This is a genomic window from Saccharopolyspora elongata (assembly GCF_004348985.1).
Classification (GTDB): Bacteria; Actinomycetota; Actinomycetes; order Mycobacteriales; family Pseudonocardiaceae; genus Saccharopolyspora; species Saccharopolyspora elongata.
The window spans coordinates 161,521-188,187 of sequence record NZ_SMKW01000007.1; the positions used below are offsets into that span (position 1 = coordinate 161,521).

The following is a 26,667-nucleotide window of genomic DNA, read 5'->3' on the forward strand; positions in this document are numbered from 1 at the left end:
CGCTTCGGTGGGGCGGGAGATCCGCCCCACCGGGCGTCAGCAGACCGAGTCGGTCGGCTTGGGGACGTCGAGCCCGAACAGCGGGCGCAGCTTCAGCCCGACCCAGGTGCCGACCAGCGCCAGCAGGCCCCAGACCCAGCCGTGCAACGAGAACGAGGCGATCCCGGAGAAGTAGGCGCCGATGTTGCAGCCGTACGCCAGCCGCGCGCCGTAGCCCATCAGCAAGCCGCCGACCACGGCAGCGAGCACGACCTTCGCGGGCAACCGCTTGGCCAGCACGAAAGCGCCCGACGCCGCCGACGCCACGAGTGCGCCGACGATGATCCCGAAGTCCAGCACCGAGGTGGAGTCGGCCAGCACCGGACCGGTCAGGGCCGCTGCGCGTTCCCCTTGCCAGTACGGCCAACTCGCCACGTCCACACCCACCGCCTGCAGTGCCTTCGAGCCCCACAGCACGAACGCCGAGGTGATGCCCCACGGGCTGCCGCGAGTCAGCAGCACGACCGCGTTGAGCCCGGCCAGCACGAGCGCCCCGACCCAAAGCGGCCACGAGCCGCGCAGCACGCGCCAAAGCCCGCGCGACGTCGGCGGGCGGCCCGCCGGGGGCGCGTTGTGCCGCCGAGCCCATTGCGTTGCGGCGTAGCCGATCGCGCCGAGCACGGCGAGCTGAACCACCAGTGCGCCGAAGTAACCGAGCCCGGTGTCCTCAGCGAGGGAGAACGAGCCGAGGGTGAGCGCGTCCGAGGTCCACAGTGGAAGGTGCAGCGCGCCGAGGACCGAACCGCAGATGAAGAAGAAGAGCGTGACCACCAGCAAGGTGTTCCCGCCGCCGACGGCGAACAAGGTGCCCGATGCGCACGCGCCCCCGAGCTGCATCCCGATGCCGAACAGGACCGCGCCGACGACCAGCCCGAGCCCGAGCGGTTCGACGTTTCCCTCCGGTGTGGCGCCGAAGAACGTCACGCCGCCGGCCAGGATCGGGGCGAACAAGATCGACGCCGCGGCGAGCATCAGCAGGTGCGCCCGGACTCCCGACGTCTGTCCAACCGAGACGAGTTGCCGCCAGGCCGAGGTGAAACCGAAGCGGGAGTGGAAAAGCGTCAGCCCGAGTGCGAGGCCCAGCCCGGCCAGCACGGCGGACTTCACGCCGACCACAACGGCCGCAGCGGTCACGAGCGCCACGGCCGCGATCAACCCGACGGTCAGCGGAACCCACTGCGGCTTGCCTTGCGGTGCTGGGGCCGCGTCGGCGGATGTGGCAGGTGTGGCGGTGGTGGACATTCCCTACTCCCGAATGTGAAGCGGATTCGTCGACGAAACCACGCGCAGGCCGTCGACCACCAGCCGTTTCGAAATGTGGGAAAGATGTGGATCCAACTCGGTGCGGATTTCGCGCAACCGGCCGCGCGGGGCGCTCCGTCCTTAGGGCATGAGACGCCTACAAACCGCAGTGGGCGCGGGTGTTCTGCTCGTAGCGTTGGCAGCCTGCGCCCAACAGCCATCCAATGAAGTTGGTTTCGGCGGCCAGCCTCCGGCTCCGCCCGGCCCGGTGCAGCCGAAACCTGAACAGGAACGCGCTCCGGTCGCCGAGACCGCGGTCGACGTGTCGTTGCTACCCAGGGGATATCCGAAGAAGGTCTGGACCCAGGACGGCGGAGCGGTCGTCGTGGCCACCGGTCAGGAAGGCGGCTGCAGCAAGGTGCACGCCGAGCTGGCCGAACAGACCGCCGACCACGTGAAGGTGGTGCTGGTCGAAGAAACCCCGGAACCGCCGGGAATGTGCACGATGGACCTGCGCTACCCGCCGGTGGCGGTGCAGCTCGACGCACCGCTGGACGCGCGGAAGGTCGTTCTGGAACAACGAGATGTCAAGGTTCCCCGCTGATCGGTGACCACGTGATACCTGCCAATCGCGTCGATCGGCTGAGCTGAAACCGGTACTCCCGCAGGAGGTGGGGCTCCTGCGGGAGTACCGGTGTGTGGTCAGCGGCCGAAGGAGATCTGCAGGGTCGGCTTGGTGGAGTTGGCGAAGAAGTCGTTGCCCTTGTCGTCGACCACGACGAACGCGGGGAAGTCCTCGACCTCGATGCGCCACACCGCTTCCATGCCGAGCTCGGGGTACTCCAGCACCTCGACCTTGCGGATGCAGTCCTGGGCCAGGCGCGCGGCGGGGCCGCCGATGGAACCGAGGTAGAAGCCGCCGTGGGTGTGGCAGGACTCGGTCACCTTCGCCGACCGGTTGCCCTTGGCGAGCATGACCAGCGAGCCGCCCGCGGCCTGGAACTGCTCGATGTAGGCGTCCATGCGACCGGCGGTGGTGGGGCCGAACGAGCCGGAGGCGTAGCCCTCCGGCGTCTTGGCCGGGCCCGCGTAGTACACGGGGTGGTCGCGCAGGTATTCGGGCATCGGCTCGCCGGCGTCCAGCCGCTCGGCGATCTTGGCGTGCGCGATGTCGCGGGCGACCACCAGCGGGCCGGTCAGCGACACGCGCGTCTTGACCGGAAGCTTGGACAGCTCCGCGCGGATCTCCGCCATCGGCCGGTTCAGGTCGATCTTGACGACCTCGTCGGAGAGCTGCTCGTCGACCACGTCCGGCAGGTAGCGGGCCGGGTCGCGCTCCAGCTGCTCCAGGAACACGCCCTCCGGGGTGATCTTGGCCTTGGCCTGGCGGTCCGCGGAGCAGGACACCGCGACACCCACCGGCAGCGAGGCGCCGTGCCGCGGCAACCGGATGACCCGCACGTCGTGGCAGAAGTACTTGCCGCCGAACTGCGCGCCGATGCCGAACTGCCGGGTCATCTCCAGCACCTGCTGCTCCATCTCGACGTCGCGCAGGGCGTGCCCGGAGGCCGAGCCCTCTCGCGGCAGCTCGTCGAGATAGCGGGCCGAGGCGAGCTTCGCGACCTTGAGGTTGAACTCGGCGGACATGCCGCCCACCACGATCGCAAGGTGGTACGGCGGGCAGGCCGCGGTGCCCAGCGAGCGCAGCTTCTCCTCCAGGAACCGGCCGAGCCGCGTCGGGTTCAGCAGCGCCTTGGTCTCCTGGTACAGGAACGTCTTGTTGGCGCTGCCGCCGCCCTTGGCCATGAACAGGAACTCGTAGGCCGGGTCGGTGCCGGGCTTGTTGTACAGCTCGATCTGCGCGGGCAGGTTGCTGCCGGTGTTGCGCTCGTCCCAGAAGTTCAGCGGCGCCATCTGCGAGTACCGCAGGTTGAGGTCCTGGTAGGCGTCGAAGACGCCCCTGGCGATCGCCTCTTCGTCGCGACCACCGGTGAGCACGGTCTCGGTGCGCTTGCCGATGACGATCGCGGTGCCGGTGTCCTGGCACATCGGCAGCACGCCGCCGGCGGACACGCACGCGTTGCGCAGCAGGTCGGTGGCCACGAACCGGTCGTTGGGGCTGGCCTCCGGGTCTTCGACGATCGCGCGCAGCTGCGCCAGGTGGGACGGGCGCAGCAGGTGCTGGATGTCCTTGATCGCCTCGGTTGCCAGGGCGGTGAGCGTGGTCGGCTCGACTTCGAGGAATCGTCGCCCGGCCGCCTCGACGACTCGGATGCCTTCGGTGGTCACCAGGCGGTAGTCGGTGTTGTCGGGGCCGAGGGGGAGCACCTCGGTGAAATCGAACGTGGTGGGCACGTCGCGGCTCCTTTGCGCGCGTTCGGGTTACGCGATGACCAATAAAACCGCGCGGTCGATCAGCGCGTCCACGGGGGTGGCCCAGGTGTGACGGATCGCCCGCCCTGGTGGCGCGGCGGAGCACCTGCGAGGCTGGCGGTCGAACGTCTCATCGCACCCCGGACGCGGGGCCGGAGCAACGGAGGTCGCCTTGCCGACGACAGATCCCCTCGATGCGCTGGTCAACCTTCGTGACCTGGGCGGGCAGCCCGCCGGTGACGGCGTGGTGACGAGGGCCGGCGTGGTGTTCCGGAGCGATGCTCCGCACAGCGGCGACCGGGTGCCGGAGGGAGCGTCGCCGTGGCCGCCGAAGGTCGTGGTGGACCTGCGGGATTCGGTGGAGACCCGTGACCAGGAACACCCGCTCGCGTCGGTGGCCACCGTGCACCACGTGCCGCTGCTGGAGGAGGCGCGGGACGCGGACATCGATGTCGACGAGGCGGCCCACGAGCTGACGGCGCTGTACCAGTCGATCCTGCAGGGCGCCCCGAAGAAGCTGGTCGAGGTGTTCCGCATCGTCCTGGAGGCGGACGGTCCGGTGCTGATCCACTGCGCGGCGGGCAAGGACCGCACGGGAGTGGTCTCGGCGATGCTGCTGGGCGCGGTGGGAGTGCGCCGCGACGCGATCGTGGCGGACTACGTGCGCACGGACCGGAACATGTTCCGCGTCCTGCAGCGCCTGAACGTGGCGCCGGAGCTGCCGCCGGGCGTGGACGAGGAGATGGTCCACGAGCTCCTGTCGACGCCGACGGAGGCGATCGAGAGCGTCCTGAGCGCCTTCGAGACCCACGAGGAGGGCGCCAGGGGCTGGCTGCGGACGCACGGGGCCACGAACGAAGAACTGGACCGCTGGCAGGCTAAGTTCATCGGCTGAGCCAAGGCGGCGAGAAGCCTGCCGCGAACGGCCTGTTCACCTCGGAGGAGGTGAACAGGCCGTTCGTGTAGAAGCAGGCGTGCGGGCTGGAAGAGGGGTCGGGAGGCCGGACCCGCCCCGACGACGAGTCCGCCCTCCCGTGGCGAGCGGCGAACCCGCCGCTAAGACCGAAGCGGAAGAACAAAAAAGGGGGGAAGAACGATGTTCCCGCCGAAACCCAACAAGGTCAACGAGCCATCCGGGTGTACAAAACCCCGAACGACAAAAGAAACTCCCCAACCCGAAGGCCCGAACCAGAAGCCCACAAGATCGAGAACCGAACGCAAAGCCCCGAACCAGAACCCGGAAGCTCAGAACCCCGAAAACCAGAACCCGAAAGATTCAGAACTAGCAAGGTTCAGAACTACGAAGGTTCAGAGCGAGGAAGGGGCAGAACCCCCGGAGGCTGGTCGGTGAGCAGGCTGGGAACGCTCAAGAACGTGAGGAGCGATCCCGAAGGCGACCACCGCACCGTGGGGGTCTGCGGGGGCTCGGCCCCCGCAAAATCATCCTGACCGCGCCGTGGTCCGCGCTTTCCGCGGACACACGACGCCCCGAAATCGCGCGGTCAACTCGCGTACGCGCGCAGGCGGTCGGCGCGGTCGCCCTGGCGGAGCTTCGCCATGACTTCCCGCTCGATCTGCCGGACTCGCTCGCGGGACAGCCCGAACGACTTGCCGATCTGGTCCAGGGTGCGCGGCTGGCCGTCGTCGAGGCCGTAGCGCATCCGGATCACCGCCTGCTCGCGCTCCTCCAGCGTGGCCAGCACGCGGCGCAGGTCGTCCTGCAGGAACCCGGAGATCACCGCGTTCTCGGCGTCGGCCGATTCGGCGTCCTCGATGAAGTCGCCGAGCGGCGCGTCCTCCTCGGCCCCGACCGGCATGTCGAGGCTGACCGGGTCGCGGGAGTGGTCCATCAGGTCGAGGATCTTCTCCACCGGGATGCCGGCCTCTTCGGAGAGCTCGTCGTCGGTGGCCTCGCGGCCGAGCTTCTGGTGCAGGTCGCGCTTGATCCGGGCCAGCTTGTTGACCTGCTCGACGAGGTGGACGGGCAGCCGGATGGTGCGGCTCTGGTCGGCCATGCCGCGGGTGATGGCCTGCCGGATCCACCAGGTCGCATAGGTGGAGAACTTGAAGCCCTTGGTGTAGTCGAACTTCTCCACCGCGCGGATCAGGCCGAGGTTGCCCTCCTGGATGAGGTCCAGCAGCGGCATGCCGCGGCCGGTGTAGCGCTTGGCCAGGCTGACGACCAGGCGGAGGTTGGCCTCCATGAGGTGGTTCTTCGCCCGGCGGCCGTCGCGGACCACGGCGCCGAGGTCGGAGCGCCGCTCGGGGGAGAGGTTCTTGCTGGTCTCCAGCAGATGCTTGGCGAAAACCCCGGCCTCGATCCGCTTGGCGAGGTCGACCTCTTCCTGTGCGGTGAGCAGCGCGGTGCGCCCGATGCCGTTGAGGTAGACGCGCACCAGGTCTGCCGATGGGCCCTGGGTGTCCAGGTCTTCGGTGACGGTGACGTCTGGCTTGGTGGTCTGCGGGACGGTCATTGAGCTCCCTCCCTGGCGGGCTGGCTTGGCGGGCGCAAATCACACTCGCGCGCCGTTGCGCGGTGTGGAGGACGCGTACGCTCGGTTGTACGGGCTCCGCGTCGACGTCTTCTCCGGTGCTGCCGATGGGTTTGGCGGCCTGTCGGCATGGCCGTCGAAGCTTCGTTACCTGGAAAACGACCGGCGTGCCGAATTCGTTCCCGAAGTTCTAGACGAGAAGACGTCATGGCGGTCACATCCGTTGCGCCGCCAAGCCTGAGGATTTCCTGAGAGCCCTCGTTACATTTAGACCTCAACCAAAAGTGTGAATGGCCCGTCGTTCACGCTCTCCACCGCCATCATCGCCCCGAACGCCCCGGTGGCCACTCGCGCACCCCGTTCGCGCAGCGCCGCCACAACCCCGTCCACCAGCGGTTCGGCCTGTTCCGGCCGGGCCGCCTCGGTCCACGACGGGCGGCGTCCCTTCTTGGTCGACCCGTAGAGCGTGAACTGGCTGACGACGAGCAGCGGTGCCCCGGTCGTGGCGCAGGACTCCTCGTCCCGCAGCGCCCGAATCTCGTGCAGTTTGCGCGCCATATTGACGACTTCTTGAGGCCCGTCGGAATGCGTCACACCCAATAGCACTAACAGCCCGGGTTCTTCGATCTTGCCGACCACGACGCCGTCGACAGTTACCGAGGCGCGAGTGACTCGGGTGACGATTGCTCTCATTGGTCGCCGCCCGCCCATTCCGCCGGCAGCAGCATTCCGTGCCGAACGAGTTCGCGGACCATCGGGATCGCGGCCCGGGTCAGGTTCTCGGAGTCCTCGCCGTAGCCCATCGCGAGCAACTCGAGGAGTTCGCCGAGCGGCAGCGCCCCGCGGCACCCGGCGAGCAGCCGCACGCCCAGCTCGTCGATCTCGTGCTGCCAGCCCGGCCCGTCGGTGCGGTGCAGCCGGTGCACGAGCGGCTGCCAGCCTTCGTCGCCGGGCTCGGAGACCGCTTCCAGCACGGTGCTGTCGGCGGTGACCAGGCGGGCCGCCAGCAGGGCCTCGGCGGAGTCGTGGGCGCGCAGCCAGTCGACGCGGCGCAGCCACTGGTCTGATTCCGGGCCCAGCGGGTCGTCGAAGGCGTGCCGGAGGTCCTCGCAGACGACCTCGCCGCGCGCGTCGGTGCGGCGCAGCGTGACGAACCCGAAGCCGATGCCGATCACGTCGTTGGCCTCGAACCAGTCCAGCCACGCGGCCGCCTTCTGCAGGCCCTGCGGGGACCTGAGGTCGTATCCGGCGTCGCGCAGCCAGGTGCCCACGTAGAGGGCTGGGTCGGCGACGTCGCGCTGCACGAACCAGGCGTCGACCCCGGCGCCGGGCGGCAGCCACCGGGACACCCGGTCCTGCCAGTCCTCGCCGTCCCGGTGCACCCAGGAGGCCAGCAGCTGCCCGGTGCCGCCTTCGGCGAGGAAGCCGGGCAGCTGGCGCACGACCAGCGCGCTCGCGTCGTCCCCGGCCAGCCCCGAGTCGCGGTAGGTGAAGTCGGTGCGCGGCGGGCCGACGACGAACGGCGGGTTGCACACGACCTGGTCGAACTTGCGGCCCCGGACCGGGTCGAACCACTCGCCCTCGGCGAGCTCGACGTCGACGCGGTTGAGCCGGAACGTCGCCTCGGCCAGCGCCAGCGCCCGCTTGGACACGTCGGTCGCGGTGATCCGCTGCGCGTGCGTGCTCGCGTGCAGGGCCTGCACGCCGCAACCGGTGCCGAGGTCGAGCACCGAGCCCACCGGCCGCCGCGAGGTCGCCCGGACCAGGCTCAGCGACGCGTGCCCGACGCCGAGCACGTGGTCGGCCTCCACCGGGCGGCCGCCGCGCAGGTCCGAATCCAGGTCCGAGACGACCCACCACGATTCGTCGTCGACGCCGTGCGGGCGGACGTCGAGCCCGGCACGTAGCCGGTCGCCGTCGTCGACGAGCAGCCCAGCGGCCTTCGCCTCGGTCAACGGCAGCGGGGCGAGCGCGGCTTCGACGGCGGCCTGCGACTCGGCCTGGCCGAGCAGGAACAAGCGGACCAAGGTGCCGAGCGCGCCGGCGTCGCTGGTGGCGCGCAGCGCCGGAACGGGCTCGCCCCGGCCCAGCGCGGCGTGCGCTTCGGAACCGAGGAGCTGCACGACGCCGTCGGCGTCGTAGCCGGCGGTTCGGAAGGCGTCGCGAAGTCGATCGATGCGGTCATGGGACAGGTCTGGAATCACGATCCCGATCCTCACACGGCCACCCGTTCGCGCATCTGGGCGCACCCGCGGCGCGGGGCTCCGGAAAACCGATCGCGCCCCGAGCTCGTCCTGCAGGAACATGAGTGGATGAGACCTGCGGTCGGTGCCGTCCTCGTCCGGTGCGGCGAATGCGGCGGGCACGAATACAGCGGCGCGCCCGATTGCAGCCGCTGCCGGGCGCTGGTGGACGACGTCGTCGAAGAGGAATGGCGGCGCTTCCGCGCCGAGTGGGCGGCGGAACCGGAGGCGGAGGTCGCCGGGCTAGTGGTGGCCGAGCCGGACCGGCACGACTGGCGGGTGGTGGACGCCGCGCTCGACCGGATCGCCTGCGACGAATGCGGAGGCCGGCTCAGCCGCGGGCCGGTGGACTGCGGCGCGTGCAACCTCGCCCACGGCTTCCGGTACGCCGCCGTCGAGACCGATCGTCCCGGTGCTTCGCCGCTCAACGAGCACGCGGTTCGCGTGAACGTCTCGGTCGTCCGCCGGCCGCACGTGACGTCGGCGCAGGAACTGCTCGTCAGGCGGCTGTTGCTGCCTGCGCTGCTGGTCGGCTTCCTACCGACGACCGCGGAGGCCCAGCGCGTGAGCGCCCTGGTGAAAAGAGGAGCCACACCGGATCGGGTTGTCGAGCTGATCGACGACTGGCTCGGAACGTGGCGCCCCGGAGGGCCGAGCGCGACTCACCGGTGAGGCAAGACGCCCGGGGGATCAGCAGATCGCGAGAAGGCCTCGCCCGGCGCTGGCGGGGCCAGCCCCATTCGCTTGGCTGAGCACCTCGTCTCCGAGGTCGATTGGCGACGGCATCCATTGCTGCGCCGATACCGCATCGATTATTCGCGCCTGCTTACTTTTCGGTGCGTACCGCACTAAGTAGTGGGTACTTGTCGGCCCCGTGCCCGGAGGTGACGATCAACCGGCTTGCTGAAAGTGGAATTGAAGGAGCGATTCACGATGACCAAGTCCTCGCCGGTTCCGATCACGGTCCTCGGTCTCGGCGCCATGGGGCGAGCTCTGGCGAATGCGTTCTTGATCGGCGGCCACCCCACCGCGGTGTGGAACCGCACGCCGGGCAGGCACGCCGAACTCGTCGCCGCCGGAGCCACCTCCGCCGCGACGGTCGACGAGGCGGTCGCCGCCGGTGGCCTGATCGTCGCCTGCCTGCTGGACCACGGATCGGTGCACGACGTCCTCGATCCGGTGGCCGGTGACCTCGCCGGGCGAACCGTCGTCAACCTGACCTCCACCGCGCCGAGCGATGCGAGGGAACTTGCCGCCTGGGCGGAGTGCCACGGCATCGAATACCTCGACGGCGGCATCATGTCCATCCCGGCCATGATCGGCCGGCCGGAGTCGTTCCTGCTGTACAGCGGCTCGAAAGAGGTGTTCGACGAGAACAGGGCGGTATTGGAGCTGCTGGGTTCGGCCGAGTACTTCGGTGCGGACGCGGGTATGGCCTCGCTCTACGATTTCGCATTGCTGGCCGCGATGTACACGATGTTCGCCGGGTTCTCCCACGGTGCGGCCATGGTGCGCACCGAAGGCGTCCCGGCCACCGAGTTCGCGAAGCACGCGGTGCAGTGGCTCTCGGCGATGGTGCAGGTCCTCCCGCTGAGCGGGGAAGCCATCGAGGCCGGTGCCGAGGCGGATGGGCAGAGCCTTGACTTCACCAAGGCAGCCCTCGATGCCATCGTCCGGGCGAGCCGGGAGGCCGGGGTGGGGCTGGACGTGGTCGGTCCGCTCAAAGCCCTGGTCGACCGCCAGGTCGCCGACGGCCACGGAGCGAAGGCCTTCGATGCGGTGTTCGAGGGGGTCCGGGCGCCCGGTTCCGAGTGAGCGACCGCCGTCGCGCCTGACGTGTGAAAATGAGGCGCATGTCCAACATGCTGCACCTCACCGGCGACGCCGACGCCGACAAGCTGCTCAGCGACGACTCGTTCGCCCTGCTCACGGGCATGCTTCTGGATCAGCAGGTCGCGATGGAGGTCGCGTTCGCGGGACCGAAGAAGATCGCCGACCGGATGGGCGGGTTCGGCGTCACCAAGATCGCCGAATCCGATCTGGACGAGTTCGTCGAGCTGTGCGTGCAGAAGCCGGCGATCCACCGGTACGGCGGGTCGATGGGGCGGCGGGTGCACGCGCTGGCCCAGTACGTCGTCGAGCACTACGACGGCCGGACCGAGGCGATCTGGACCGAGGGCGACCCGGACGGCAAGGAGGTGCTGAAGCGGCTCAAGGCGTTGCCGGGTTACGGCGACCAGAAGGCGCGGATCTTCCTCGCCCTGCTGGGCAAGCAGCGGGGTGTCCAGCCCACCGGGTGGCGCGAGGCCGCTGGGGCCTATGGCGAGGACGGGTCGAGGCGCTCGATCGCCGACGTCGTCGACGAGCAGACCCTGAACGAGGTCCGGTCCTGGAAGAAGGAGCAGAAAGCCGCCGCCAAGGCCGCCAAGGGCTGACTCCCGGAATTCGCCCTCGCCGCGATGCGCCCGCGTAGTGTCCGGCTGGGGAGGCGGTCATGGACGAGCGAAGGCTGGTGCGGGTCTCGAAGTACCTGGCCAAGCACCTGCGCCACCAGCCCGAGCGGATCGGGATCGAGCTCGACGAGCACGGTTGGGTGGCGGTCGACGAGCTGCTCGCAGCAGCCGGCTCGCACGGCTTCCCGATTTCGCGGGCCGAACTGGTGCGGGTCGTCGCGGACAACGACAAGCAGCGGTACGTGATCGACGGCGACCGCATCAGGGCCAGCGAGGGGCTGCGGCCGATGAACCGGCATCACGTTCACCTGTCGGTCGATCGCGAGACCGCGAAGCGCGTCGGCGGGCGGCGGGGGAGGCCGGTCGTGCTGACCGTGGACGCTGCCGGTATGCACGCGACCGGGCACGAGTTCAGGGTCAGCGCCAACGGCGTCTGGCTGGTGGACCACGTCCGGCCCGAGTTCATCCGCTACCCGGACTGACCTGGCGGCGGCACTACGGGTGGTAACCGGATAACGTCCGGCAACGTCAACGCGGAAGCCAAGGCAGGGCCTGCGAACGCGCGGGCCTTCGCACTGGGGGACCGCCTATGACTCGCTACGCCGTTGCCGCCGCATTGTCGGGACTGATGCTCGCGATAGGGGCGTGCAGTGCTCCGCCGCCGCGTTTTCTGCCGCCCCGCGTCGCACCGTCGTCGATGCCGTTGCCGACCAAGATGTCGGCTCGGCCGGTCGCGCCCGTGGCCGCTCGCGCTCCGGAGCCGGTTGCTCTGACCTGCGAGCCGGACGCCGCGCCGCGTTTCGGCGACCCGGACAACCCGAACGCCATCACGAACAAGTCGTGCGGCTCGGTCGACGGGAACGGCACCGCACGCTCCGCAGATCCGTGGATCGACGACCAGCTGACGGCGCCGCGCGATGCGCCGCCGGCCCCGTCGACCACCTCAGACCCGTGCGCCGGGCTGACCGACGAGCAGTGCCACGGCATTCCGGACCCGCCCGCGAGCTCCACGCCCGACGAACCGTCCACCCCGCCGGTCACGACGACCGCGGTGCCGACGACCAGCCGCCCGACGACCAGCTCGGCACAGGCGGAGGCGAGGACCGATTCGCCGACCACTTCCGGGGCGGTGCCCACCACGACCGGATGAGCTCAGGCCGCCGCAGCGGCGCCGGGGCTCTGGTAGCGGTCGACGTACTCCTGCTCGGACAGCTCGGCGATCGCGTACATGATCTCGTCGGTGATCGAGCGCAGCACCGGCAGCGACGACTCCATCCCGGCGTAGCGGGAGAAGTCCAGCGGGTCGCCGAAGCGGACCGTCACCGGGTGCGGCCGGGGGATCTTCTTGCCGCGCGGCTGGAGCTTGTCCGTGCCGGTCAACCCGACCGGCACCACCGGCGCGCCGGCGGCCAGCGCCAGCCGGGCCACGCCGGTCCGCCCCCGGTACAGCCGCCCGTCGGGCGAGCGCGTGCCTTCCGGGTGGATGCCGAACGCGCCGCCGTCGAGCAGCACCTGCTCGGCGGTGTCCAGCGCCTCCTTCGCGGCGCGCCCGCGGCCGCGCTCCACCGGGATCGCGCCGAGCGAGCCGAACAGCCACTTGACCAGCGCGCCCTTCGTGCCGGTGCCGTTGAAGTACTCGGCCTTGGCCAGGAACGACACCGGCCGCGGCAGCACCAGCGGCACGATGAAGCTGTCGAGCACGGCGAGGTGGTTCGGGGCGAGGATCACCGGGCCGGTCGCCGGCACCTTGTCGGCGTCGATCACGGTCGGCCGGTAGATCGTCCGCGCCACCGCGCCCACGACCCGCTTGCTCACCGAGTACAGCATTCGCCCTCCCGCGCCGTTGATCCCGATCGAATCTAACCCGGCGAGGTTTCGGCGGTGCGTCCTGCCGGTCAACCTCTGGGTCAGGCCGGTCGGCCCGGCGCCCGGGGGTGCGGGACGCGCGAACCCGGGGTATCCGAGGACGCGATCGGGTGGCAGCATGGGAGGCGGAGGTAGCGTCGTGAACAGCTCACATCGTGACGACACCCCGGTGCTGATCACCGAGGCACAGCCGTCCTACGACGATCAGCAGGCGCAGCGGCGCCGCAGGTACGCGATCATGATGGCCAGCCGGATTCCGTGTCTGGTGATCGCCGCGGTGGTGTTCCAGCTGTGGCAATTGTGGTGGTTGTCACTGATCATCCTGGCGATTTCCATCCCGCTGCCGTGGATGGCGGTGCTCATCGCCAACGACCGCCCGGCCAAGAAGAGCGAGCACGTGAACCGGTTCCGCCGTTCACCGCACTCGATCGAATCCCGCAGCCACCAGGTCATCGAGGGCGCCTGACGGGGAACACCCGGCCGGATGCGGACATGCGTCGATGCCGTGCGGCATCATTGGGGGCATGAGCACGATGACGATGCCGGAGACCGATACCCGGACCGAGACCACTGATCAGACCAGTGACGACCGTCCGGAGATGTTCCACTACGTGCAGAAGGACAAGATCGCGGAGAGCGCGGTCATGGGCACGTTCGTGGTCGCGCTGTGCGGCGAGGTCTTCCCGGTCACCAAGTCGCCGAAGCCGGGCTCGCCCGTCTGCCCGGACTGCAAGGAGATCTTCGCGTCCCTCCCCCCAGGCGGCAAGGACTGACCTTCCGGACCCGCGCGGCGGCCCTCAGCCGCCGTGCGGCTCGGCCTGCTTGCCGGTCGGTTTCTTCGGCAGCGGCGCGCCGTTGCGCGGCCGCTCCGCAGGCGGGCTCGGCTCCTCGCCCTCCTCGGCCTGGCCGTTTCGCCACGCGCGGTAGCCCTCTTCGGTGTGCATCCGCTGCGCGAGTCGCTTCATCTCCAGGCGCCGCCACCTCCGGCGCTCCCGGCGGGTCATCTTCGCCGGCCACATCTCCTGGATCGCGTTGTTGAACTGCGCGCCCATGATGATCGCCAGCCCGATGAAGAACGCGAACAGCAGGAACGCGATCGGGGTGGCCAGCGCGCCGTAGGTGTAGCCGGTGCCGGTCACCCACGTGATGTAGAGCCGCAGGCCGATGCTGGCGCACAGGAAGATCGCCATCGCCAGCAGCGCCCCGGGCAGGCCGCGATGCCACGGCAGCTTCCTGGGCAGCGCCACCTTGTACAGCGTCGCCAGCGCGACCGCCAGGCCGATCCCGGTCGCCGGGTAGTAGAACGCCTGGATCAGCCAGGCGATGTCGTCCTGGAAGTCCTGCGGGAAGAGCGTCGGCAGCCAGTCCGGGCCCAGCGCGACCACCGGCAGCCCGACCACCGCGAGGATCAGGCACACCAGGTACAGCAGCAGCGCGAAGATCCGCTGCCAGACGCTGTTGCGCACCAGGTACTGGTCGTAGGCGAGCGTGATCGAGTCGACCAGCGACGCCAGCGCCGACGAACCCGCCCACAACGAGATCAGGAAGCCGACCGAGACTATCTCGCTGCGCCCCTTGGTGAGGATGTCGGCGACGGTCGGGCCGATGATCTGGTCCACCACGTTCGCCGTGAACACCGAGCGGGAGAACGCGAGGATCTTGTCGTGCACGGCGTCGACGACCGTGGGGCCGAACCAGTCGCCGACGAAGCCCAGGCTGCCCAGCAGCCCGAGCAGCAGCGGCGGCATGGACAACGTCTGCCAGAACGCGGCGGCTGCCGATTCCGAGAAGATGTTGTCCCACCACGCCTTGTCGAGCGTGCGCATGACCAGGCGCAGTGGCCCGCGCCGCACCGGAGCTTCCCGTGGTGCGACGGTCGCACTGCGCCCCTGGCGGTCTGGTGGACTCGGCTGACCCATGGCACCCATAAGGATGCTGCATCGGCTGGCGCCGCGGGCGTCGGCCCGTCAAAACCGCCGGGAACACGGAGTGTCGCGCACCTCTCGTCCGGGCATGCCGGTGCCCGCCGGGCTCGAAAGGTAGGCTGCACGACGGCCCGCTTCGAGTCGATCGACGCTGAACGCGCGTGCGGGCGGTCGCGGGGCAGCGCAGGGCGCGCCCTCACCATCCAGCAGGGGAGAAAGAAGGAAGGGGCGGCGACCCGGCGTGTCCGAAGCGCAACTCGATCATTCCGTTCGATCCGTGCTCAGCGACCCCTCGCAGGCCCCATCCCGGCCACTGCGCGCCTGGCAGCGCCGGGCGCTCACCAAGTACCTGTCGAGCAGGCCCCAGGACTTCCTGGCGGTGGCGACGCCGGGCGCGGGCAAGACGACGTTCGGCCTGCGGGTCGCCGCGGAGCTGCTGGCCGACCGCACGGTCGAGGCGGTGACCGTGGTTGCGCCCACCGAGCACCTCAAGCACCAGTGGGCCATGGCCGCCGGCGGCGCGGGCATCCCGCTGGACTCCAACTTCCGCAACAGCGACGGCATCACCTCCAGCGACTACCGCGGCGTCGTGGTCACCTACGCGCAGGTCGCTGCGCACCCGACGCTGCACCGGGTGCGCACCGAGCGCCGCAAGACGCTGGTGATCCTCGACGAGGTGCACCACGCGGGCGACGCGAAGTCCTGGGGCGACGCGATCCGGGAGGCGTTCACCCCGGCCGTGCGGCGCCTGTCGCTGACCGGAACGCCGTTCCGCAGCGACGACTCGCCGATCCCGTTCATCGGCTACGAGCCCGACGCCGACGGCTCGCTGCGCAGCCGGGCGGACCACTCCTACGGCTACTCCGACGCCCTCAACGACGGCGTCGTCCGGCCGGTGCTGTTCCTGGCGTACTCCGGCGAGGCCCGGTGGCGGACGAACGCCGGCGACGAGTTCAGCGCCCGCCTCGGCGAGCCGCTGACCGCCGAGCAGACCGCGCGGGCCTGGCGCACCGCGCTGGACCCGTCGGGTGAATGGATCCCGGCGGTGCTGCAGGCCGCCGACACCCGGCTGACGCAGCTGCGCAACGGCGGCCTCCCGGACGCCGGCGGCCTGGTGATCGCCACCGACCACGTCACGGCCAAGGCATACGCGAAGGCCCTGCACCGGATCACCGGGCACGATCCGGTGGTGGTGCTCTCCGACGATCCGCAGGCGTCCGGCCGCATCGCCGACTTCGCCGAGTCCGAGGACCGCTGGATGGTCGCGGTCCGAATGGTGAGTGAAGGCGTCGACGTGCCGCGGCTGGCCGTCGGTGTCTACGCCACGAGCGCCTCGACCCCGCTGTTCTTCGCCCAGGCCATCGGCCGGTTCGTGCGGTCCCGGCGACCGGGTGAGACGGCGAGCATCTTCCTGCCGAGCGTCCCGGTGCTGCTGGAGCTGGCCAGCCAGCTGGAAGCGCAGCGCGACCACGTGCTCGGCAAGCCGCACCGGGAGAAGGACGGCTGGGACGACGAGCTGCTGGCCGCGGCCAACAGCAAGCGCGACGAGCCCGGCGAGGACGAGAAGGCGTTCACCTCGCTGGGTGCCGAGGCCGAGCTGGACCAGGTGATCTACGACGGCTCGTCGTTCGGAACCGCGGCGTTCAGCACCTCCGAGGAGGAGCAGGACTACCTCGGCCTGCCCGGCCTGCTGGAACCGGACCAGGTGCGGGCGCTGCTGCGGCAGCGGCAGGAGCAGCAGCTGGAGGACGTGGGCAAGCGCGAAGCGGTCGCGAAGGCGGCGAAGGCCGCCGAGCAGGCGGAGCAGCGCGCGCGGCCGCAGACGGTCCAGGAGCGGCTGCAGAAGCTCCGCAAGGAGCTGAACACGCTCGTGTCGCTGCACCACCACCGCACCCGGAAGCCGCACGGCAAGATCTACAACGAGCTGCAGAAGAGCTGCGGGGGGCCGCCCACCGCGATGGCCACCGTGGAACAGCTCGAGGAGCGCATCGCCACCCTGCGATCCTGGTGATATCGGCCCCGAACGGCGCAGCGCGATCGGTTTGGTCGCCGATCCGGGTCTCATAGGGTCGGGACATGGCTTTCGACGTGGAGAAGATCCGGGCCCAGTACCCGGCGCTGGCGGACGGTCGGGCGTGGTTGGACGGCGCGGCGGGCACCCAGGTCCCGCAGTCGGTGATCGACGCGGTGAGCGACGCCTACCGGGTGGGCACGTCCAACGTGGGCGGCCCGTACGAGTCCAGCCGCCGTTCCGCCGGGATCGTCGCCGAGGCGCGGGCGGCCGTCGCCGACCTGGTCGGCGCCCCGGATCCCGGGTGCGTGGCGTTCGGCCCGAGCATGACCGCTCTGACCTACCGGTTCGCGGGCGTGTTCGCGGCGGGCTGGCGGCCCGGCGACGAGATTGTGGTGACCCAGCTGGACCACGACGCCAACGTGCGGCCGTGGGTGCAGCACGCGCAGCGGGCGGGCGCCGCCGTGCGGATGGCGGAGCTCGACCCGGCGACGGGGGAACTGCCCGTCGAGAACGTCACCGGACTCATGGGCGAGCGCACCAAGCTGGTCGCCGTCACGGCGGCCTCCAACGTGCTGGGCATCATGCCCGACCTGCGGGCGATCACCGACCGGGCCCGGCAGGTCGGCGCCGTGTCCTATGTCGACGGGGTGCAGCACTGCCCGCACGCCCACGTGCGGCTGGATGAGCTGGGTGCGGACCTCTACGCGACCAGCGCCTACAAGTGGGCCGGCCCGCACCTGGCCGCGGTGGTGGCCGCCGACCCGTGGTCGCTGGAGAACCTGCACCCGGACAAGCTGGCGCCGTCGCCGGACACCTCGCCGGAGCGGTTCGAGCTCGGCACCAACCCGTTCGCCGCGATGGCCGGTGTGGTGGCCGCGGTGGAGCACCTGGCCGGCCTGGACAGCGACGCGGACGGCAGCCGCGCCGAGCGGCTGGCGACCTCCTGCCGGTCCGTGCAGGCCCACGAGGACGAACTGGCCAGGGAGCTGTTCGACGGTCTCGCGGCTCTGGACGGCGTAGTGCGCTACGGCGCTCCGCAGGGCTCGTGTACTCCTACGGCGTTCTTCGGGCTTCCGGGCAAGGAACCCTCGGATGTGGCAGAGCAGCTGGCTGAGCGCGGTCTGAACGTCTCTCACGGCCATTCCTACGCCTGGGAGGCGGTGCACGCCCTCGGCATCGGCCCGAAGGGCGGCGTGCGCGCCAGCCTCTCGCACTACACGAGCCAGGCGGAGGTGCGGCGGCTGCTCGACGCCTTGGCGGAGATCAGCGGATGACGGACGTCCCTAGCCGGAAAACGACCGTGCCCCCGCAGGGCTCCTGCGGGGGCACGGTCTTCTCGGTCTGACGGGTGTTTACTGCTCGTCCTGCTGGAGGTCGGCCTGCGCGTCGCGCAGCCCCGCCTCGTACGCACGGGCGTGGTGCCCGCAGAACAGAAGCTCGCTACCGGATGGCAGTACGGCGCGAAGCTTCGCAGCGGCCCCGCAGCGGTCGCAGCGGTCGGCGGCGGTCAGCTCGGGGCGGGTGAGCGTTCCCGGCATCGTGATCTCCCTCCGTCCCGGCGTCGGAATCACCCGACGCCCTCGATCCTGCTACGACCACCGTTGGCCCACTGGCTGCGGGAGCGGTGCTCGTTGGCTCCACTCTTCCAGACGCTTGGGCCCGAGTCAGTGTTCCCGCGCCGGGTGGCGACGGTCGTCACGATGAAGCACCCGGTTGCAGCAGCGCCGGGTGCGGAGCGTGATCAACACCGTGAAAAGCCTTGTGACATGGGAAAATAAGCCCTGGTGAGCCCGGGTGGCACGAAAGCGGAATCGATCGACAATCGGACATTCGGTGTTTCAGATCACAGATCGGGCGCTGTTGCGGGCCCGTCATTTCCGCTGGAAGCGAACAGGAAATCCCACCAGGCGGACCGATTTTCGGCGTTTTCCGGCCCGAAAGCGCCGCCGCGGACGCGAAGAGGGCCGCCGACCGGATCGGTCGGCGGCCCTCTTCGGTGCCGTGTTCGTCAGTCCAGGTAGTCGCGGAGCACCTGGGACCGGGACGGGTGGCGCAGCTTCGACATCGTCTTGGACTCGATCTGCCGGATCCGCTCCCGGGTCACCCCGTAGACCTGGCCGATCTCGTCCAGCGTCCGCGGCTGGCCGTCGGTGAGCCCGAACCGCAGCCGGACCACGCCGGCCTCACGCTCGGACAGCGTCGCCAGCACCGACTGCAGCTGGTCCTGCAGCAGCGTGAAGGACACCGCGTCGACCGCGACGACCGCCTCGGAGTCCTCGATGAAGTCGCCGAGCTGGCTGTCGCCCTCGTCGCCGATCGTCTGGTCCAGGGAGATGGGTTCCCGGGCGTACTGCTGGATCTCCAGCACCTTCTCCGGGGTGATGTCCATTTCCTTGGCGAGCTCTTCGGGCGTGGGCTCGCGGCCCAGGTCCTGCAGCAGCTCGCGCTGGATGCGGCCGAGCTTGTTGATGACCTCGACCATGTGCACCGGGATGCGGATGGTGCGGGCCTGGTCGGCCATGGCGCGGGTGATGGCCTGCCGGATCCACCAGGTCGCGTAGGTGGAGAACTTGTAACCCTTGGTGTAGTCGAACTTCTCCACCGCGCGGATCAGGCCGAGGTTGCCCTCCTGGATGAGGTCCAGGAACGCCATGCCGCGGCCGGTGTAGCGCTTGGCCAAGCTGACCACGAGGCGGAGGTTCGCCTCCAGCAGGTGGTTCTTCGCCCGCTCACCGTCGCGCACGATCCAGCGCAGGTCGCGGCGCATCTGGGTGGTCAGCTGCTCGCCGGCCTCCTCGACCTGCCGCAGCCGCTCCGCGCCGTAGAGCCCGGCCTCGATGCGCTTGGCGAGCTCGACCTCTTCCTCGGCGTTGAGCAGCGCGACCTTGCCGATCTGCTTCAAGTAGGCGCGGACCGAGTCGGCGGAGGCCGTCAGCTCGGCGTCCTTGCGAGCCTGCCGGAGCGCCTCGGATTCCTCTTCGTCCCAGACGAAGTCGCCGGACTCCTTGGTCTCCTCCTCCGGAACGGGCTCTTCCGGGATTTCCACCTCGACGTCGGCGAGGTCGCCGACGTCCGGGGACGTCAGGTCGGTCTCGATCGGTTCGTCGATCTCCATGCCCTCGCCGCTGCCCTTGGCGGAGGCCGACTTCGTCGACTTCTTCGCCGGGGCCTTGGCGCCCTTCTTGGCCCCCGCCGACTTCGCGGCGGCGGTCTTGCGGGCCGTCGGCTTCGCCCCCGTCGAGCTCTTGCGCGCGGCGGTGGACTTCGTCTGCTCGGTGTCAGACGAAGCAGCCGCCTCCGAACCTGGGGTGGCCTGGGACTGGCCCGACTGGGACTGGGCACCGCCGGTTGTTGCAGCGGAGCGTCGGGTTGCTGTTTCTGCGGCTGCCACGTACGCCCTTTCGCGACGGTCGATCAGGGCAGGCCGGAGGGCGCGAAACCTCGGCCGCCGAAGGTCGGGGAACAAACCCACTGGATCCAGCCCTGCGGCTGATGAGGAATCACCCGGTGCCTGCCTCGGTGTTTCCTCGACGAGGACTTCGAATCAAGTGGGCCGTGTTCCATTGTAGCCGCGATGCGGGGGTGCGGTTCCGCTGCAAGGCGGAGTCCGCGCGTCCCGCGATGTGCTAGGAGGCCGGAAGATCAGGCGTCGTGCCTGGTCGCGGCCGCCGTCGCGGCACCGACGATGCCCGCGTCGTTGCGGAGCGCCGCGGCGACGACCGGCGTGCGCGTCTCCAGCCGCGGAATCCACTTGTGCCCCTTCTTGCTGACCCCGCCACCGGCGATGATCAGGTCGGGCCAGAGGAACTTCTCCAGCCCCTGGATGTAGTTGCTGACCCGCGGCGCCCACTCCTCGTAGGTCAGCTCCAGGTCGTCCTTGACGGATGCCGCGGCCTGCGTCTCCGCGTCGTGGCCGTCCACCTCGATGTGCCCGAACTCGGTGTTGGGCACCAGCTTTCCGTCGATGAACATCGCGCTGCCGATGCCGGTGCCGAAGGTCAGCACCACCACCAGGCCGCGGTGCCCGGCGCCCGCCCCGGAGCGCATCTCGGCGGTGCCGGCCGCGTCCGCGTCGTTGAGCACCAGCACGTCGTCCCGGGTGCGGCCGAGCCGCTCAGCGAACAGCTCCTGGGCGTCGGTACCGATCCAGCCCTTGTCGACGTTCGCCGCGGTGAGCGCGGTGCCGTCCTTGATCACGCAGGGCAGGGTGATGCCTACCGGACCGGTCCAGGCGAACTTCTCGACGATCTCCGCCACGGCGTCCGCCACGGCGGACGGGGTCGAGGGCTGCGGGGTGGGGATCCGCATCCGCTCCTCGGCCAGCACACCACCGTCGATGTCGACCGGACATCCCTTGATGCCGGACCCGCCGATATCCACGCCGAAACCGCGGGCAGTCGCCATGGCTGAATCCTTCCTATTCGATTCAGATGAAGGTGTGCAGACCTTAACCGGGTTGTGTTGCGATGTGTACGTGGGATTGGCAGCAGAAGTAGACGCGAAAGCCTTGTGCCAGGTAGCGGTGCGGATCGCCCGCGAAGCCGCGGAACTGGCGCGCACGGTGCGTGACGAAGCAGTCACCGATGGTGCGGTAGACACGAAGAGTACCGAGACGGATGTCGTCACCGCAGGTGATCGCGCGGTGGAGCGGCTCGTGCGGGAACGGCTGGCGGAGTTGCGCCCCGGCGAATCGGTGCTGGGGGAGGAGGAAGGCGGCGAAGGCGCGCTGGACGGGCTGCGCTGGGTCGTGGACCCGATCGACGGCACGGTCAACTACCTGTACGGCTTCCCCTGGTACTCGGTGTCGCTGGCCGCGCAGCTCGACGGGGTTTCGGTGGCGGGCGCGGTGGTGGAGCCCGCGTCCGGCCGGGTGTGGAGCGCCGCGGCCGGGCACGGCGCGTTCCTGGATGGCCGCCGGCTCCGGGCCTCGTCCGCCGACCGGCTCGACCTGTCGCTGATCGGCACCGGATTCGCCTACGCGGTGGAGCGCCGCACGGCGCAGGCCGAGGTGCTCGGTCGGCTGCTGGGCCAGGTGCGCGACATCCGACGGGCCGGGGTGGCATCGCTGGACCTGTGCGCGGTCGGCGCGGGCTGGCTGGACGGCATGTTCGAGGTCGGGCTCAACCGGTGGGACTGGGCGGCGGGCGCGCTCGTCGCCGCCGAGGCCGGTGCCCGGCTGCGGCTGCCCCAGCAGGGGTCGGCGGACGGGCTGGGCGACGGGATGATCGTCTGCGCCGCACCGGGCATCGCCGGTGAGCTGACCGAAGCGCTGCTCCGCGCGGACGCCGGCCGCGTCTGAGAGCGGCCCTGAGACGCGAAGGGCGCCTGCGACCGGTGCGGTGGCAGGCGCCCTTCGGGCGTCGTCAGCAGTGCACTTCGCGGGCCTTGTTGAGGAGATCGTTGCTGATCTGCGGCGGGGTCACCTCTTGGTGGCCGCCGTCCTGGTGGTCCCGCTGGGGCACCCAGTTCTCCAGCTCCTGGAGCACCTGCTTGGCCTCCGAGGTGGTCTTGATGTCCTTGAAGTCCGACCCCAACGCGAGGTCGACGGAGGCGTCCTGGCGTTCGTCGCGCACCAGCTGGGCGCACGGCGCGATCAGGCTCAGCGTGCGCGCCGCGCTCACCCCGGCGCCGCCGAAGCGGATCTGGCCGTGGCACTTCAGGTCGTAGTTGACGTAGACCGGGTCGTTGTCCGCGCCGCCCTTGGCGAAGCCGAGGCTGGCGAGCTCGTCGCTGACCAGCGACGCCTGCCGGGCCTCGCCGTTGCCGTTGAGCACCCGCACCTGCACGTCCTGCTGCGGTATCGGGTTGGTCGAGTCGAGCGCGTTGCGCGGCAGCATCGACCCCAGCGGAACCGGCTCCGGCGCGGCGCCGCCCTGCGGCGCGGCCGTCGGCGTGCTGGGTGGATTGCAGGTCGTCGCCGCCTCGATGTCCTGCACCGAGTCGAAGACCCGGGTCCACAGCAGGCCCGACAGCAGCACGAGCGCGACCAGCACCACCAGGGCTGGCACCGGCCGACGCCGTCGGTACCGGGCTCGTCGACCCGACCTTGCACTCACGGCTGACACGTCCCGCCCCTCCCTGGATGCTTCGACCAGCGTGCGCCCGTCTTCACTAGATCAGCCTAGGCGTACAACCGGCGCCGCGCGGCGCTGGACGCCCCCACCATGTCGGAGCCGTCCGCGACGGGCCGCTGAATCGATGCCGAGCGGCGAACTTCCTGGGCACCGCTTCGCGAGGCGAGGTGCCGGGCAACCGAAGAAGGCGACCGGGCGGCATCCGGGGATTGATCTTCGGCGGTCGGCGGATGCAGCGAACACCACACCTATGGGTGACCTGATGCGTGCGCGGACTCGGCATGAGCTACCCTCTCGGCGCCTCACGGAGTGCCGGATGAGGCGAGTCGCTCATTACGGGGGAACTGAACGCGTTGCAGGGCGAGACCACGATCACTGCGCCAACGGGCACAAATCCTGGTCCTGGAACGTTTACCAGCGGCACACCATTGCAGTCTCCACTAACGCAGGGGTGAATCACGATGGCGACCGACTACGACGCTCCGCGCCGCGAGTCCGAAGACTTGGCAGAGGACTCGTTGGAGGAGCTGAAGGCGCGACGCAACGATGCGCAATCCGGCGTCGTCGACGAGGACGAAGGGGCGATCGCGGAGAACTTCGAATTGCCGGGCGCAGACCTGTCCGGCGAGGAGATGACCGTCAAGGTGCTCCCGAAGCAGGCTGACGAGTTCACCTGCTCGAGCTGCTTCCTCGTCCACCACCGCAGCCGGCTGGCCGAAACCCGCAACGGCCAGTTCGTCTGCCGCGACTGCGCCGCCTGATCCAGGCGGCCAGGAGTCGACGAGACCGGGAAGTGGCTGGGCACACGCTGACGGCGTGTGCCCAGTGTCTTTCACGGCTCCCCGCCGGCCGGTCGGACCTGCCCTCCGGCCGGGGAGCCGGGGATCAGGAATTCTTCAGGGCGGCGATGAGCCGTTCGGGGCGGCGCGTGCTGATCACCCAGTACGGCGTGGGGTCGTCCGGGTCGTTCAGCCAGATCCGCACCGAGGTTCGGATCGACGACCGGTGCACCATGAACGCCGCCGGGTCCAGGTCCGGGCCGAGCGCCCGCCGCTGCTCGGCGGGGGTGATGGCCTCCGCGTCCTCGACGAACCGCAGCGGCAGGTGCGCGTCGCCCACCCAGAGCTCGCCGTCGACGACCTCGATCTTGGTGCGACCCAGCCAGAGCGGGATCGCGATGGCCAGCGGGATGAGCACGGCGTAAGGCAGCCATGCGCGCACGCCCGGGTAGCCCATGTGCACCGTGGCGGCCATGATCGCGGCTCCGATGACCGGCAGCGGCCACGCCCACCAGGACGTGTACAACCGCTCGCGGAACACGGGACGCCCCTTCGAGTTCGCCTGACCGGGCATGTCCCCGGCGATGCTGGCCGCTTCTACGCTTTCCGACACGTCTTCAGGGTAGTCTCGCCGCCCGTGTCGAACGTGAAGGTCCTGCTGACCCGACTTGACCCCGATGTGCCGCTGCCCGCGTACGCGAAACCAGGCGACGCCGGCGCGGATCTGGTGACCACCAGCGACGTGGTGCTCGAACCCGGCGAACGCGTCGTGGTGGGCACGGGGATCGCGCTGGCCCTGCCGGAGGGCTATGCGGGCTTCGTGCACCCGCGCTCGGGCCTGGCGGCCAAGGCGGGGTTGAGCGTCGTCAACGCGCCCGGCACGGTGGATTCCGGGTACCGCGGTGAGGTCAAGGTCTGCCTGATCAATCATGATCGTGCACAACCGCTGTCGCTGCGGCGCGGCGACCGGATCGCCCAGCTCGTGGTGCAGAAGGTCGAGCACGCGGTGTTCGAGGAGGTCGACGAGCTGCCGGCGTCGCAGCGGGGTGCCGGGGGCTACGGGTCCACCGGCGGGCACGAGGTGCTGGCGGTCTCGGGGGCCGAGGCCGGTCACAGGACGGAGGTCTGAGGGGATGTTCGGGTGGGGCCGGAAACGAGGCGAACGTGAGGCCGCGGACGAGGCGCTGAACGCCGAGGAAGCGGAAGTCGTGGAGGGCGGCCCGTTCGACTCGAACGAGGCGCCCGACGACGAGGTTGAGCGGCTCGACCTCGGTTCGGTGCGGGTGCCGGTGCCCGAGGGCGGCCAGTTGCAGGTCGAGGTCGACCCGGCCGGGCCGGTGCGCGCCGTGCACCTGGTCACACCGGTCGGCCGGCTGACCGTCAGCGCGTTCGCGGCGCCGCGCAGCAGCGGGCTGTGGACCGAGGTCAGCGCCGAGCTCGCCGAGCAGCTGCGCAAGGACGGCGCCCGGGTGTACGCCGAAGAGGGTGACTGGGGCTCCGAGCTGGTGGCGGACTCGCCGAACGCGGCGCTGCGGTTCGTCGGGGTCGACGGGCCGCGCTGGCTGCTGCGCGGCGTCGCGGCCGGGCCGGCGGAGCACGCCGAGGAGTGCGCGAAGCTGCTGTACGCGGTCCTCGACGAGACCATCGTGGTCCGCGGCGATGACCCGCTGCCGGTGCGCACGCCGCTGCCGATCCAGCTGCCGGAAGCGATCCTGCGCCACATCCAGCAGGCCCAGAACAACGGCCAGCAGGGCTAGGGGAGTCGGCCTCGGGCGCCGCCGGAGAACCGGGACGGCGCCCGAGGCGATTTCGCCGCAGCCGAGACCGGATCGGTTCGGGCGCGGGAATTTTTCGCTTTTCACCGGAAAGAACCAGTGCGAAGCCGAACACCCAGCGTGGCCGTGTTGATCAAGGTTTAGCCGATCGGGCGGGTCAAGTCGGTTATCCCGCCGGGCTCGCGACTACGCCGTTCTGGACGGCTACGCTGGGGGTGCACGGGCTTCGAGCCGAGCCCCGGAAGCGCACGGGAGCGCTAGATGAGCAAGACCGACGGCGGCTACTGGCGTCGCCTCGTACGCCGCTTGACCAGCGACGTAGCCGAGTTGGACGCCGATGACCTCTCGGAGCGGTCCCAAGCGGGCGGAGCCCAGCGCGCCAGCGACTGCCAGTGCGGGCAGGAAGCCGTGGTGCTCGGCCGGGTGCGCAGCGTGGGCCTGTGCCCGAAGGCGTCGGCACCGACGCTGGAGGCCGAGTTGTACGACGGCACCGAGGGCGTGACCCTGGTCTGGCTCGGGCGCCGCCGGATCGCCGGCATCGAACCCGGACGGATCATCAAGGCCCGGGGCCGGATCGCGGTCCGCGACGGCCGCAAGGTGCTTTACAACCCCTACTACGAGTTGCAGAACACCGCATGAGCGAACGCGACGCATCCGCCGCCGGGACACCAGCCCAGGACGCGGCCGACAACCAGCAGGACCCGACTGCGCAGCGGGCCGGCGATCCCGAGAAGACCCTGCTCGAACAGATGGGCGGCGTCGGCGGGCTGGCCTACTCCGCGGTCCCGATCGTGGTCTTCGTGCTGGTCAGCTCCTTCACCTCGCTGATGCCGGCGATCTGGTCGGCGATCGGTGTCGCGATCGCGATCGCGATCTTCCGGCTGGTGCGCAAGGAGCCGCTGCAGCCCGCCATCTCCGGCGTGCTCGGGGTGGCGGTGTGCTCGTTCATCGCCTACCGCTCGGGCGATGCCAAGGGCTTCTTCCTGCTGGGCATCTGGACGAGCCTGATCTACGGCGGCGTGTTCCTGGTGTCGGTGCTGGCCCGCTGGCCGCTGGTGGGCGTGGCCTGGTCGGCGCTGAACGGGTTGGGCTTCTCCTGGCGCAAGCAGCGCCGGGCGCTGCGCGGCTACGACCTGGCGACGCTGGCCTGGACCGTGGTGTTCGCCGCGAAGTACGTGGTGCAGCAGTGGCTGTACGACTCCGACCAGACCGGCTGGCTGGCGTTCGCGCGGATCGCGATGGGCTACCCGCTGACCGGCCTGGCGCTGATCGTCACGGTGTGGGCGATCCGCCGCGCTTCGAAGGTCGCCGAGCAGGAGAAGGCCGAAGCCCTGCCGGAGCCCGGAGCCGTCGACTCCAAGCCCTCGCTGGGCTGACCCGCCAGGTTCGATT

Annotated in this window: 29 protein-coding genes; 16 read left to right on the forward strand and 13 right to left on the reverse strand. The window is 70.1% G+C overall.

Annotated elements, in window-relative coordinates; translation table 11 throughout:
• Nucleotides 1-36 precede the first annotated feature (36 nt).
• Entirely contained in the window at nucleotides 37-1,281 is a 1,245-nt protein-coding gene (locus E1288_RS08345) for a YeeE/YedE family protein (RefSeq protein WP_132482938.1), read from the reverse strand.
• 268 nt (nucleotides 1,282-1,549) lie between these two features.
• Between E1288_RS08345 and E1288_RS08350 the strand changes: the two genes are divergently transcribed.
• Nucleotides 1,550-1,885: a hypothetical protein gene (locus tag E1288_RS08350; RefSeq protein ID WP_207954247.1), complete on the forward strand. Its 336-nt coding sequence runs from the start codon at nucleotides 1,550-1,552 to the stop codon at nucleotides 1,883-1,885.
• 98 nt (nucleotides 1,886-1,983) lie between these two features.
• On the opposite strand, the gene E1288_RS08355 is transcribed toward E1288_RS08350, so the two are convergent.
• Nucleotides 1,984-3,636, reverse strand: coding sequence for a fumarate hydratase (locus tag E1288_RS08355; RefSeq protein ID WP_132482939.1), 1,653 nt, complete (start codon nucleotides 3,634-3,636; stop codon nucleotides 1,984-1,986).
• Nucleotides 3,637-3,826: 190 nt separating this feature from the next.
• Between E1288_RS08355 and E1288_RS08360 the strand changes: the two genes are divergently transcribed.
• On the forward strand, nucleotides 3,827-4,549 hold the full coding sequence (locus tag E1288_RS08360) for a tyrosine-protein phosphatase (protein WP_132482940.1): 723 nt from the start codon (nucleotides 3,827-3,829) through the stop codon (nucleotides 4,547-4,549).
• A 607-nt stretch (nucleotides 4,550-5,156) separates the two neighbouring features.
• Here the strand turns inward: E1288_RS08360 and E1288_RS08365 are convergent.
• The 3 genes from E1288_RS08365 to E1288_RS08375 form a co-directional block, all read right to left on the reverse strand.
• Nucleotides 5,157-6,128 (reverse strand): sigma-70 family RNA polymerase sigma factor, encoded by a 972-nt coding sequence (locus tag E1288_RS08365; protein WP_132482941.1) that lies wholly within the window; start codon nucleotides 6,126-6,128, stop codon nucleotides 5,157-5,159.
• A 285-nt stretch (nucleotides 6,129-6,413) separates the two neighbouring features.
• On the reverse strand, nucleotides 6,414-6,839 hold the full coding sequence (gene dtd / locus E1288_RS08370; protein WP_132482942.1) for a D-aminoacyl-tRNA deacylase: 426 nt from the start codon (nucleotides 6,837-6,839) through the stop codon (nucleotides 6,414-6,416).
• Nucleotides 6,836-8,350 carry a N5-glutamine methyltransferase family protein gene (locus E1288_RS08375; RefSeq protein ID WP_132482944.1) on the reverse strand — a complete coding sequence of 505 codons (1,515 nt, stop codon included), beginning with the start codon at nucleotides 8,348-8,350 and terminating at the stop codon, nucleotides 6,836-6,838. The genes dtd and E1288_RS08375 overlap by 4 nt, the downstream gene beginning before the upstream one ends.
• Nucleotides 8,351-8,458: 108 nt before the next feature.
• On the opposite strand from E1288_RS08375, the gene E1288_RS08380 reads away from it, so the two are divergent.
• The 4 genes from E1288_RS08380 to E1288_RS08395 all read left to right on the forward strand — a co-directional run bounded on the left by E1288_RS08380 (nucleotide 8,459) and on the right by E1288_RS08395 (nucleotide 11,324).
• Nucleotides 8,459-9,061, forward strand: a complete 603-nt coding sequence (locus E1288_RS08380) for a hypothetical protein (RefSeq protein WP_132482946.1) — start codon at nucleotides 8,459-8,461, stop codon at nucleotides 9,059-9,061.
• Nucleotides 9,062-9,322: 261 nt separating this feature from the next.
• A complete protein-coding gene (locus E1288_RS08385) occupies nucleotides 9,323-10,204 on the forward strand; it encodes an NAD(P)-dependent oxidoreductase (RefSeq protein WP_132482948.1) in 882 nt (293 codons plus the stop codon).
• A gap of 38 nt (nucleotides 10,205-10,242) precedes the next feature.
• Nucleotides 10,243-10,824, forward strand: coding sequence for an HhH-GPD-type base excision DNA repair protein (locus E1288_RS08390; protein ID WP_132482950.1), 582 nt, complete (start codon nucleotides 10,243-10,245; stop codon nucleotides 10,822-10,824).
• A 59-nt stretch (nucleotides 10,825-10,883) separates the two neighbouring features.
• The gene (locus E1288_RS08395) at nucleotides 10,884-11,324 is read left to right on the forward strand and encodes an RNA 2'-phosphotransferase (RefSeq protein ID WP_132482952.1); all 441 of its coding nucleotides are present in this window, start codon (nucleotides 10,884-10,886) and stop codon (nucleotides 11,322-11,324) included.
• Between the two features lie 115 nt (nucleotides 11,325-11,439).
• On the opposite strand, the gene E1288_RS08400 is transcribed toward E1288_RS08395, so the two are convergent.
• Nucleotides 11,440-11,982, reverse strand: a complete 543-nt coding sequence (locus E1288_RS08400) for a hypothetical protein (protein ID WP_132482954.1) — start codon at nucleotides 11,980-11,982, stop codon at nucleotides 11,440-11,442.
• 12 nt (nucleotides 11,983-11,994) lie between these two features.
• Nucleotides 11,995-12,669, reverse strand: a complete 675-nt coding sequence (locus E1288_RS08405) for a lysophospholipid acyltransferase family protein (protein ID WP_132482956.1) — start codon at nucleotides 12,667-12,669, stop codon at nucleotides 11,995-11,997.
• A 157-nt stretch (nucleotides 12,670-12,826) separates the two neighbouring features.
• Between E1288_RS08405 and E1288_RS08410 the strand changes: the two genes are divergently transcribed.
• Both E1288_RS08410 and E1288_RS08415 read left to right on the forward strand, forming a co-directional pair.
• Nucleotides 12,827-13,174, forward strand: a complete 348-nt coding sequence (locus E1288_RS08410; protein WP_132482958.1) for a DUF3099 domain-containing protein — start codon at nucleotides 12,827-12,829, stop codon at nucleotides 13,172-13,174.
• A gap of 58 nt (nucleotides 13,175-13,232) precedes the next feature.
• On the forward strand, nucleotides 13,233-13,481 hold the full coding sequence (locus E1288_RS08415; RefSeq protein ID WP_132482960.1) for a DUF3039 domain-containing protein: 249 nt from the start codon (nucleotides 13,233-13,235) through the stop codon (nucleotides 13,479-13,481).
• 24 nt (nucleotides 13,482-13,505) lie between these two features.
• Here E1288_RS08415 and E1288_RS08420 read toward each other — a convergent pair whose 3' ends face one another.
• Nucleotides 13,506-14,561 carry a YihY/virulence factor BrkB family protein gene (locus E1288_RS08420; RefSeq protein ID WP_132482962.1) on the reverse strand — a complete coding sequence of 352 codons (1,056 nt, stop codon included), beginning with the start codon at nucleotides 14,559-14,561 and terminating at the stop codon, nucleotides 13,506-13,508.
• Nucleotides 14,562-14,874: 313 nt separating this feature from the next.
• On the opposite strand from E1288_RS08420, the gene E1288_RS08425 reads away from it, so the two are divergent.
• A complete protein-coding gene (locus tag E1288_RS08425) occupies nucleotides 14,875-16,644 on the forward strand; it encodes a DEAD/DEAH box helicase (protein WP_132482964.1) in 1,770 nt (589 codons plus the stop codon).
• 65 nt (nucleotides 16,645-16,709) lie between these two features.
• A complete protein-coding gene (locus tag E1288_RS08430) occupies nucleotides 16,710-17,921 on the forward strand; it encodes a cysteine desulfurase-like protein (protein WP_132482966.1) in 1,212 nt (403 codons plus the stop codon).
• A 78-nt stretch (nucleotides 17,922-17,999) separates the two neighbouring features.
• On the opposite strand, the gene E1288_RS08435 is transcribed toward E1288_RS08430, so the two are convergent.
• From E1288_RS08435 to ppgK, 3 genes are all read right to left on the reverse strand, one after another.
• Entirely contained in the window at nucleotides 18,000-18,185 is a 186-nt protein-coding gene (locus tag E1288_RS08435; protein WP_093265227.1) for a DUF7455 domain-containing protein, read from the reverse strand.
• A gap of 470 nt (nucleotides 18,186-18,655) precedes the next feature.
• Nucleotides 18,656-20,038 carry an RNA polymerase sigma factor gene (locus E1288_RS08440; RefSeq protein ID WP_132482968.1) on the reverse strand — a complete coding sequence of 461 codons (1,383 nt, stop codon included), beginning with the start codon at nucleotides 20,036-20,038 and terminating at the stop codon, nucleotides 18,656-18,658.
• Nucleotides 20,039-20,289: 251 nt separating this feature from the next.
• The gene (gene ppgK, locus E1288_RS08445) at nucleotides 20,290-21,051 is read right to left on the reverse strand and encodes a polyphosphate--glucose phosphotransferase (RefSeq protein ID WP_132482970.1); all 762 of its coding nucleotides are present in this window, start codon (nucleotides 21,049-21,051) and stop codon (nucleotides 20,290-20,292) included.
• Nucleotides 21,052-21,115: 64 nt separating this feature from the next.
• On the opposite strand from ppgK, the gene E1288_RS08450 reads away from it, so the two are divergent.
• On the forward strand, nucleotides 21,116-21,946 hold the full coding sequence (locus E1288_RS08450; RefSeq protein ID WP_132483044.1) for an inositol monophosphatase family protein: 831 nt from the start codon (nucleotides 21,116-21,118) through the stop codon (nucleotides 21,944-21,946).
• A gap of 64 nt (nucleotides 21,947-22,010) precedes the next feature.
• Here the strand turns inward: E1288_RS08450 and cei are convergent, their stop codons facing one another.
• Nucleotides 22,011-22,712 (reverse strand): envelope integrity protein Cei, encoded by a 702-nt coding sequence (cei, locus tag E1288_RS08455; protein WP_165968031.1) that lies wholly within the window; start codon nucleotides 22,710-22,712, stop codon nucleotides 22,011-22,013.
• Nucleotides 22,713-23,182: 470 nt separating this feature from the next.
• Here cei and E1288_RS08460 point away from each other — a divergent pair, with 470 nt between their 5' ends.
• Entirely contained in the window at nucleotides 23,183-23,482 is a 300-nt protein-coding gene (locus E1288_RS08460; RefSeq protein ID WP_093265014.1) for a DUF4193 domain-containing protein, read from the forward strand.
• A 124-nt stretch (nucleotides 23,483-23,606) separates the two neighbouring features.
• Here the strand turns inward: E1288_RS08460 and E1288_RS08465 are convergent, their stop codons facing one another.
• The gene (locus E1288_RS08465; protein ID WP_132482974.1) at nucleotides 23,607-24,113 is read right to left on the reverse strand and encodes a DUF3093 domain-containing protein; all 507 of its coding nucleotides are present in this window, start codon (nucleotides 24,111-24,113) and stop codon (nucleotides 23,607-23,609) included.
• Nucleotides 24,114-24,137: 24 nt separating this feature from the next.
• On the opposite strand from E1288_RS08465, the gene dut reads away from it, so the two are divergent.
• The 4 genes from dut (at nucleotide 24,138) to E1288_RS08485 (ending at nucleotide 26,651) form a co-directional block, all read left to right on the forward strand.
• Nucleotides 24,138-24,629, forward strand: a complete 492-nt coding sequence (gene dut, locus E1288_RS08470; RefSeq protein WP_132482976.1) for a dUTP diphosphatase — start codon at nucleotides 24,138-24,140, stop codon at nucleotides 24,627-24,629.
• Nucleotides 24,630-24,633: 4 nt separating this feature from the next.
• Complete coding sequence (locus E1288_RS08475) at nucleotides 24,634-25,257, forward strand: DUF3710 domain-containing protein (RefSeq protein WP_132482978.1); 624 nt, start codon at nucleotides 24,634-24,636, stop codon at nucleotides 25,255-25,257.
• A 279-nt stretch (nucleotides 25,258-25,536) separates the two neighbouring features.
• The gene (locus E1288_RS08480) at nucleotides 25,537-25,914 is read left to right on the forward strand and encodes an OB-fold nucleic acid binding domain-containing protein (protein WP_132482980.1); all 378 of its coding nucleotides are present in this window, start codon (nucleotides 25,537-25,539) and stop codon (nucleotides 25,912-25,914) included.
• Nucleotides 25,911-26,651, forward strand: coding sequence for a DUF3159 domain-containing protein (locus E1288_RS08485; protein WP_132482982.1), 741 nt, complete (start codon nucleotides 25,911-25,913; stop codon nucleotides 26,649-26,651). The genes E1288_RS08480 and E1288_RS08485 overlap by 4 nt, the downstream gene beginning before the upstream one ends.
• Nucleotides 26,652-26,667: the final 16 nt, after the last annotated feature.

Bases quoted from the DNA above. Each gene is read 5' to 3' on its own strand.
- E1288_RS08390 (WP_132482950.1), top strand. From the start codon at position 10,243: ATGTCCAACATGCTGCACCTCACCGGCGACGCCGACGCCGACAAGCTG.
- E1288_RS08435 (WP_093265227.1), bottom strand. From the start codon at position 18,185: ATGCCGGGAACGCTCACCCGCCCCGAGCTGACCGCCGCCGACCGCTGC.
- E1288_RS08415 (WP_132482960.1), top strand. From the start codon at position 13,233: ATGAGCACGATGACGATGCCGGAGACCGATACCCGGACCGAGACCACT.
- E1288_RS08345 (WP_132482938.1), bottom strand. From the start codon at position 1,281: ATGTCCACCACCGCCACACCTGCCACATCCGCCGACGCGGCCCCAGCA.
- dtd (WP_132482942.1), bottom strand. From the start codon at position 6,839: ATGAGAGCAATCGTCACCCGAGTCACTCGCGCCTCGGTAACTGTCGAC.
- E1288_RS08475 (WP_132482978.1), top strand. From the start codon at position 24,634: ATGTTCGGGTGGGGCCGGAAACGAGGCGAACGTGAGGCCGCGGACGAG.
- E1288_RS08365 (WP_132482941.1), bottom strand. From the start codon at position 6,128: ATGACCGTCCCGCAGACCACCAAGCCAGACGTCACCGTCACCGAAGAC.
- E1288_RS08485 (WP_132482982.1), top strand. From the start codon at position 25,911: ATGAGCGAACGCGACGCATCCGCCGCCGGGACACCAGCCCAGGACGCG.
- ppgK (WP_132482970.1), bottom strand. From the start codon at position 21,051: ATGGCGACTGCCCGCGGTTTCGGCGTGGATATCGGCGGGTCCGGCATC.
- E1288_RS08385 (WP_132482948.1), top strand. From the start codon at position 9,323: ATGACCAAGTCCTCGCCGGTTCCGATCACGGTCCTCGGTCTCGGCGCC.
- E1288_RS08395 (WP_132482952.1), top strand. From the start codon at position 10,884: ATGGACGAGCGAAGGCTGGTGCGGGTCTCGAAGTACCTGGCCAAGCAC.
- E1288_RS08380 (WP_132482946.1), top strand. From the start codon at position 8,459: ATGAGACCTGCGGTCGGTGCCGTCCTCGTCCGGTGCGGCGAATGCGGC.
- E1288_RS08430 (WP_132482966.1), top strand. From the start codon at position 16,710: ATGGCTTTCGACGTGGAGAAGATCCGGGCCCAGTACCCGGCGCTGGCG.
- E1288_RS08405 (WP_132482956.1), bottom strand. From the start codon at position 12,669: ATGCTGTACTCGGTGAGCAAGCGGGTCGTGGGCGCGGTGGCGCGGACG.
- E1288_RS08480 (WP_132482980.1), top strand. From the start codon at position 25,537: ATGAGCAAGACCGACGGCGGCTACTGGCGTCGCCTCGTACGCCGCTTG.
- E1288_RS08410 (WP_132482958.1), top strand. From the start codon at position 12,827: ATGGGAGGCGGAGGTAGCGTCGTGAACAGCTCACATCGTGACGACACC.
- E1288_RS08460 (WP_093265014.1), top strand. From the start codon at position 23,183: ATGGCGACCGACTACGACGCTCCGCGCCGCGAGTCCGAAGACTTGGCA.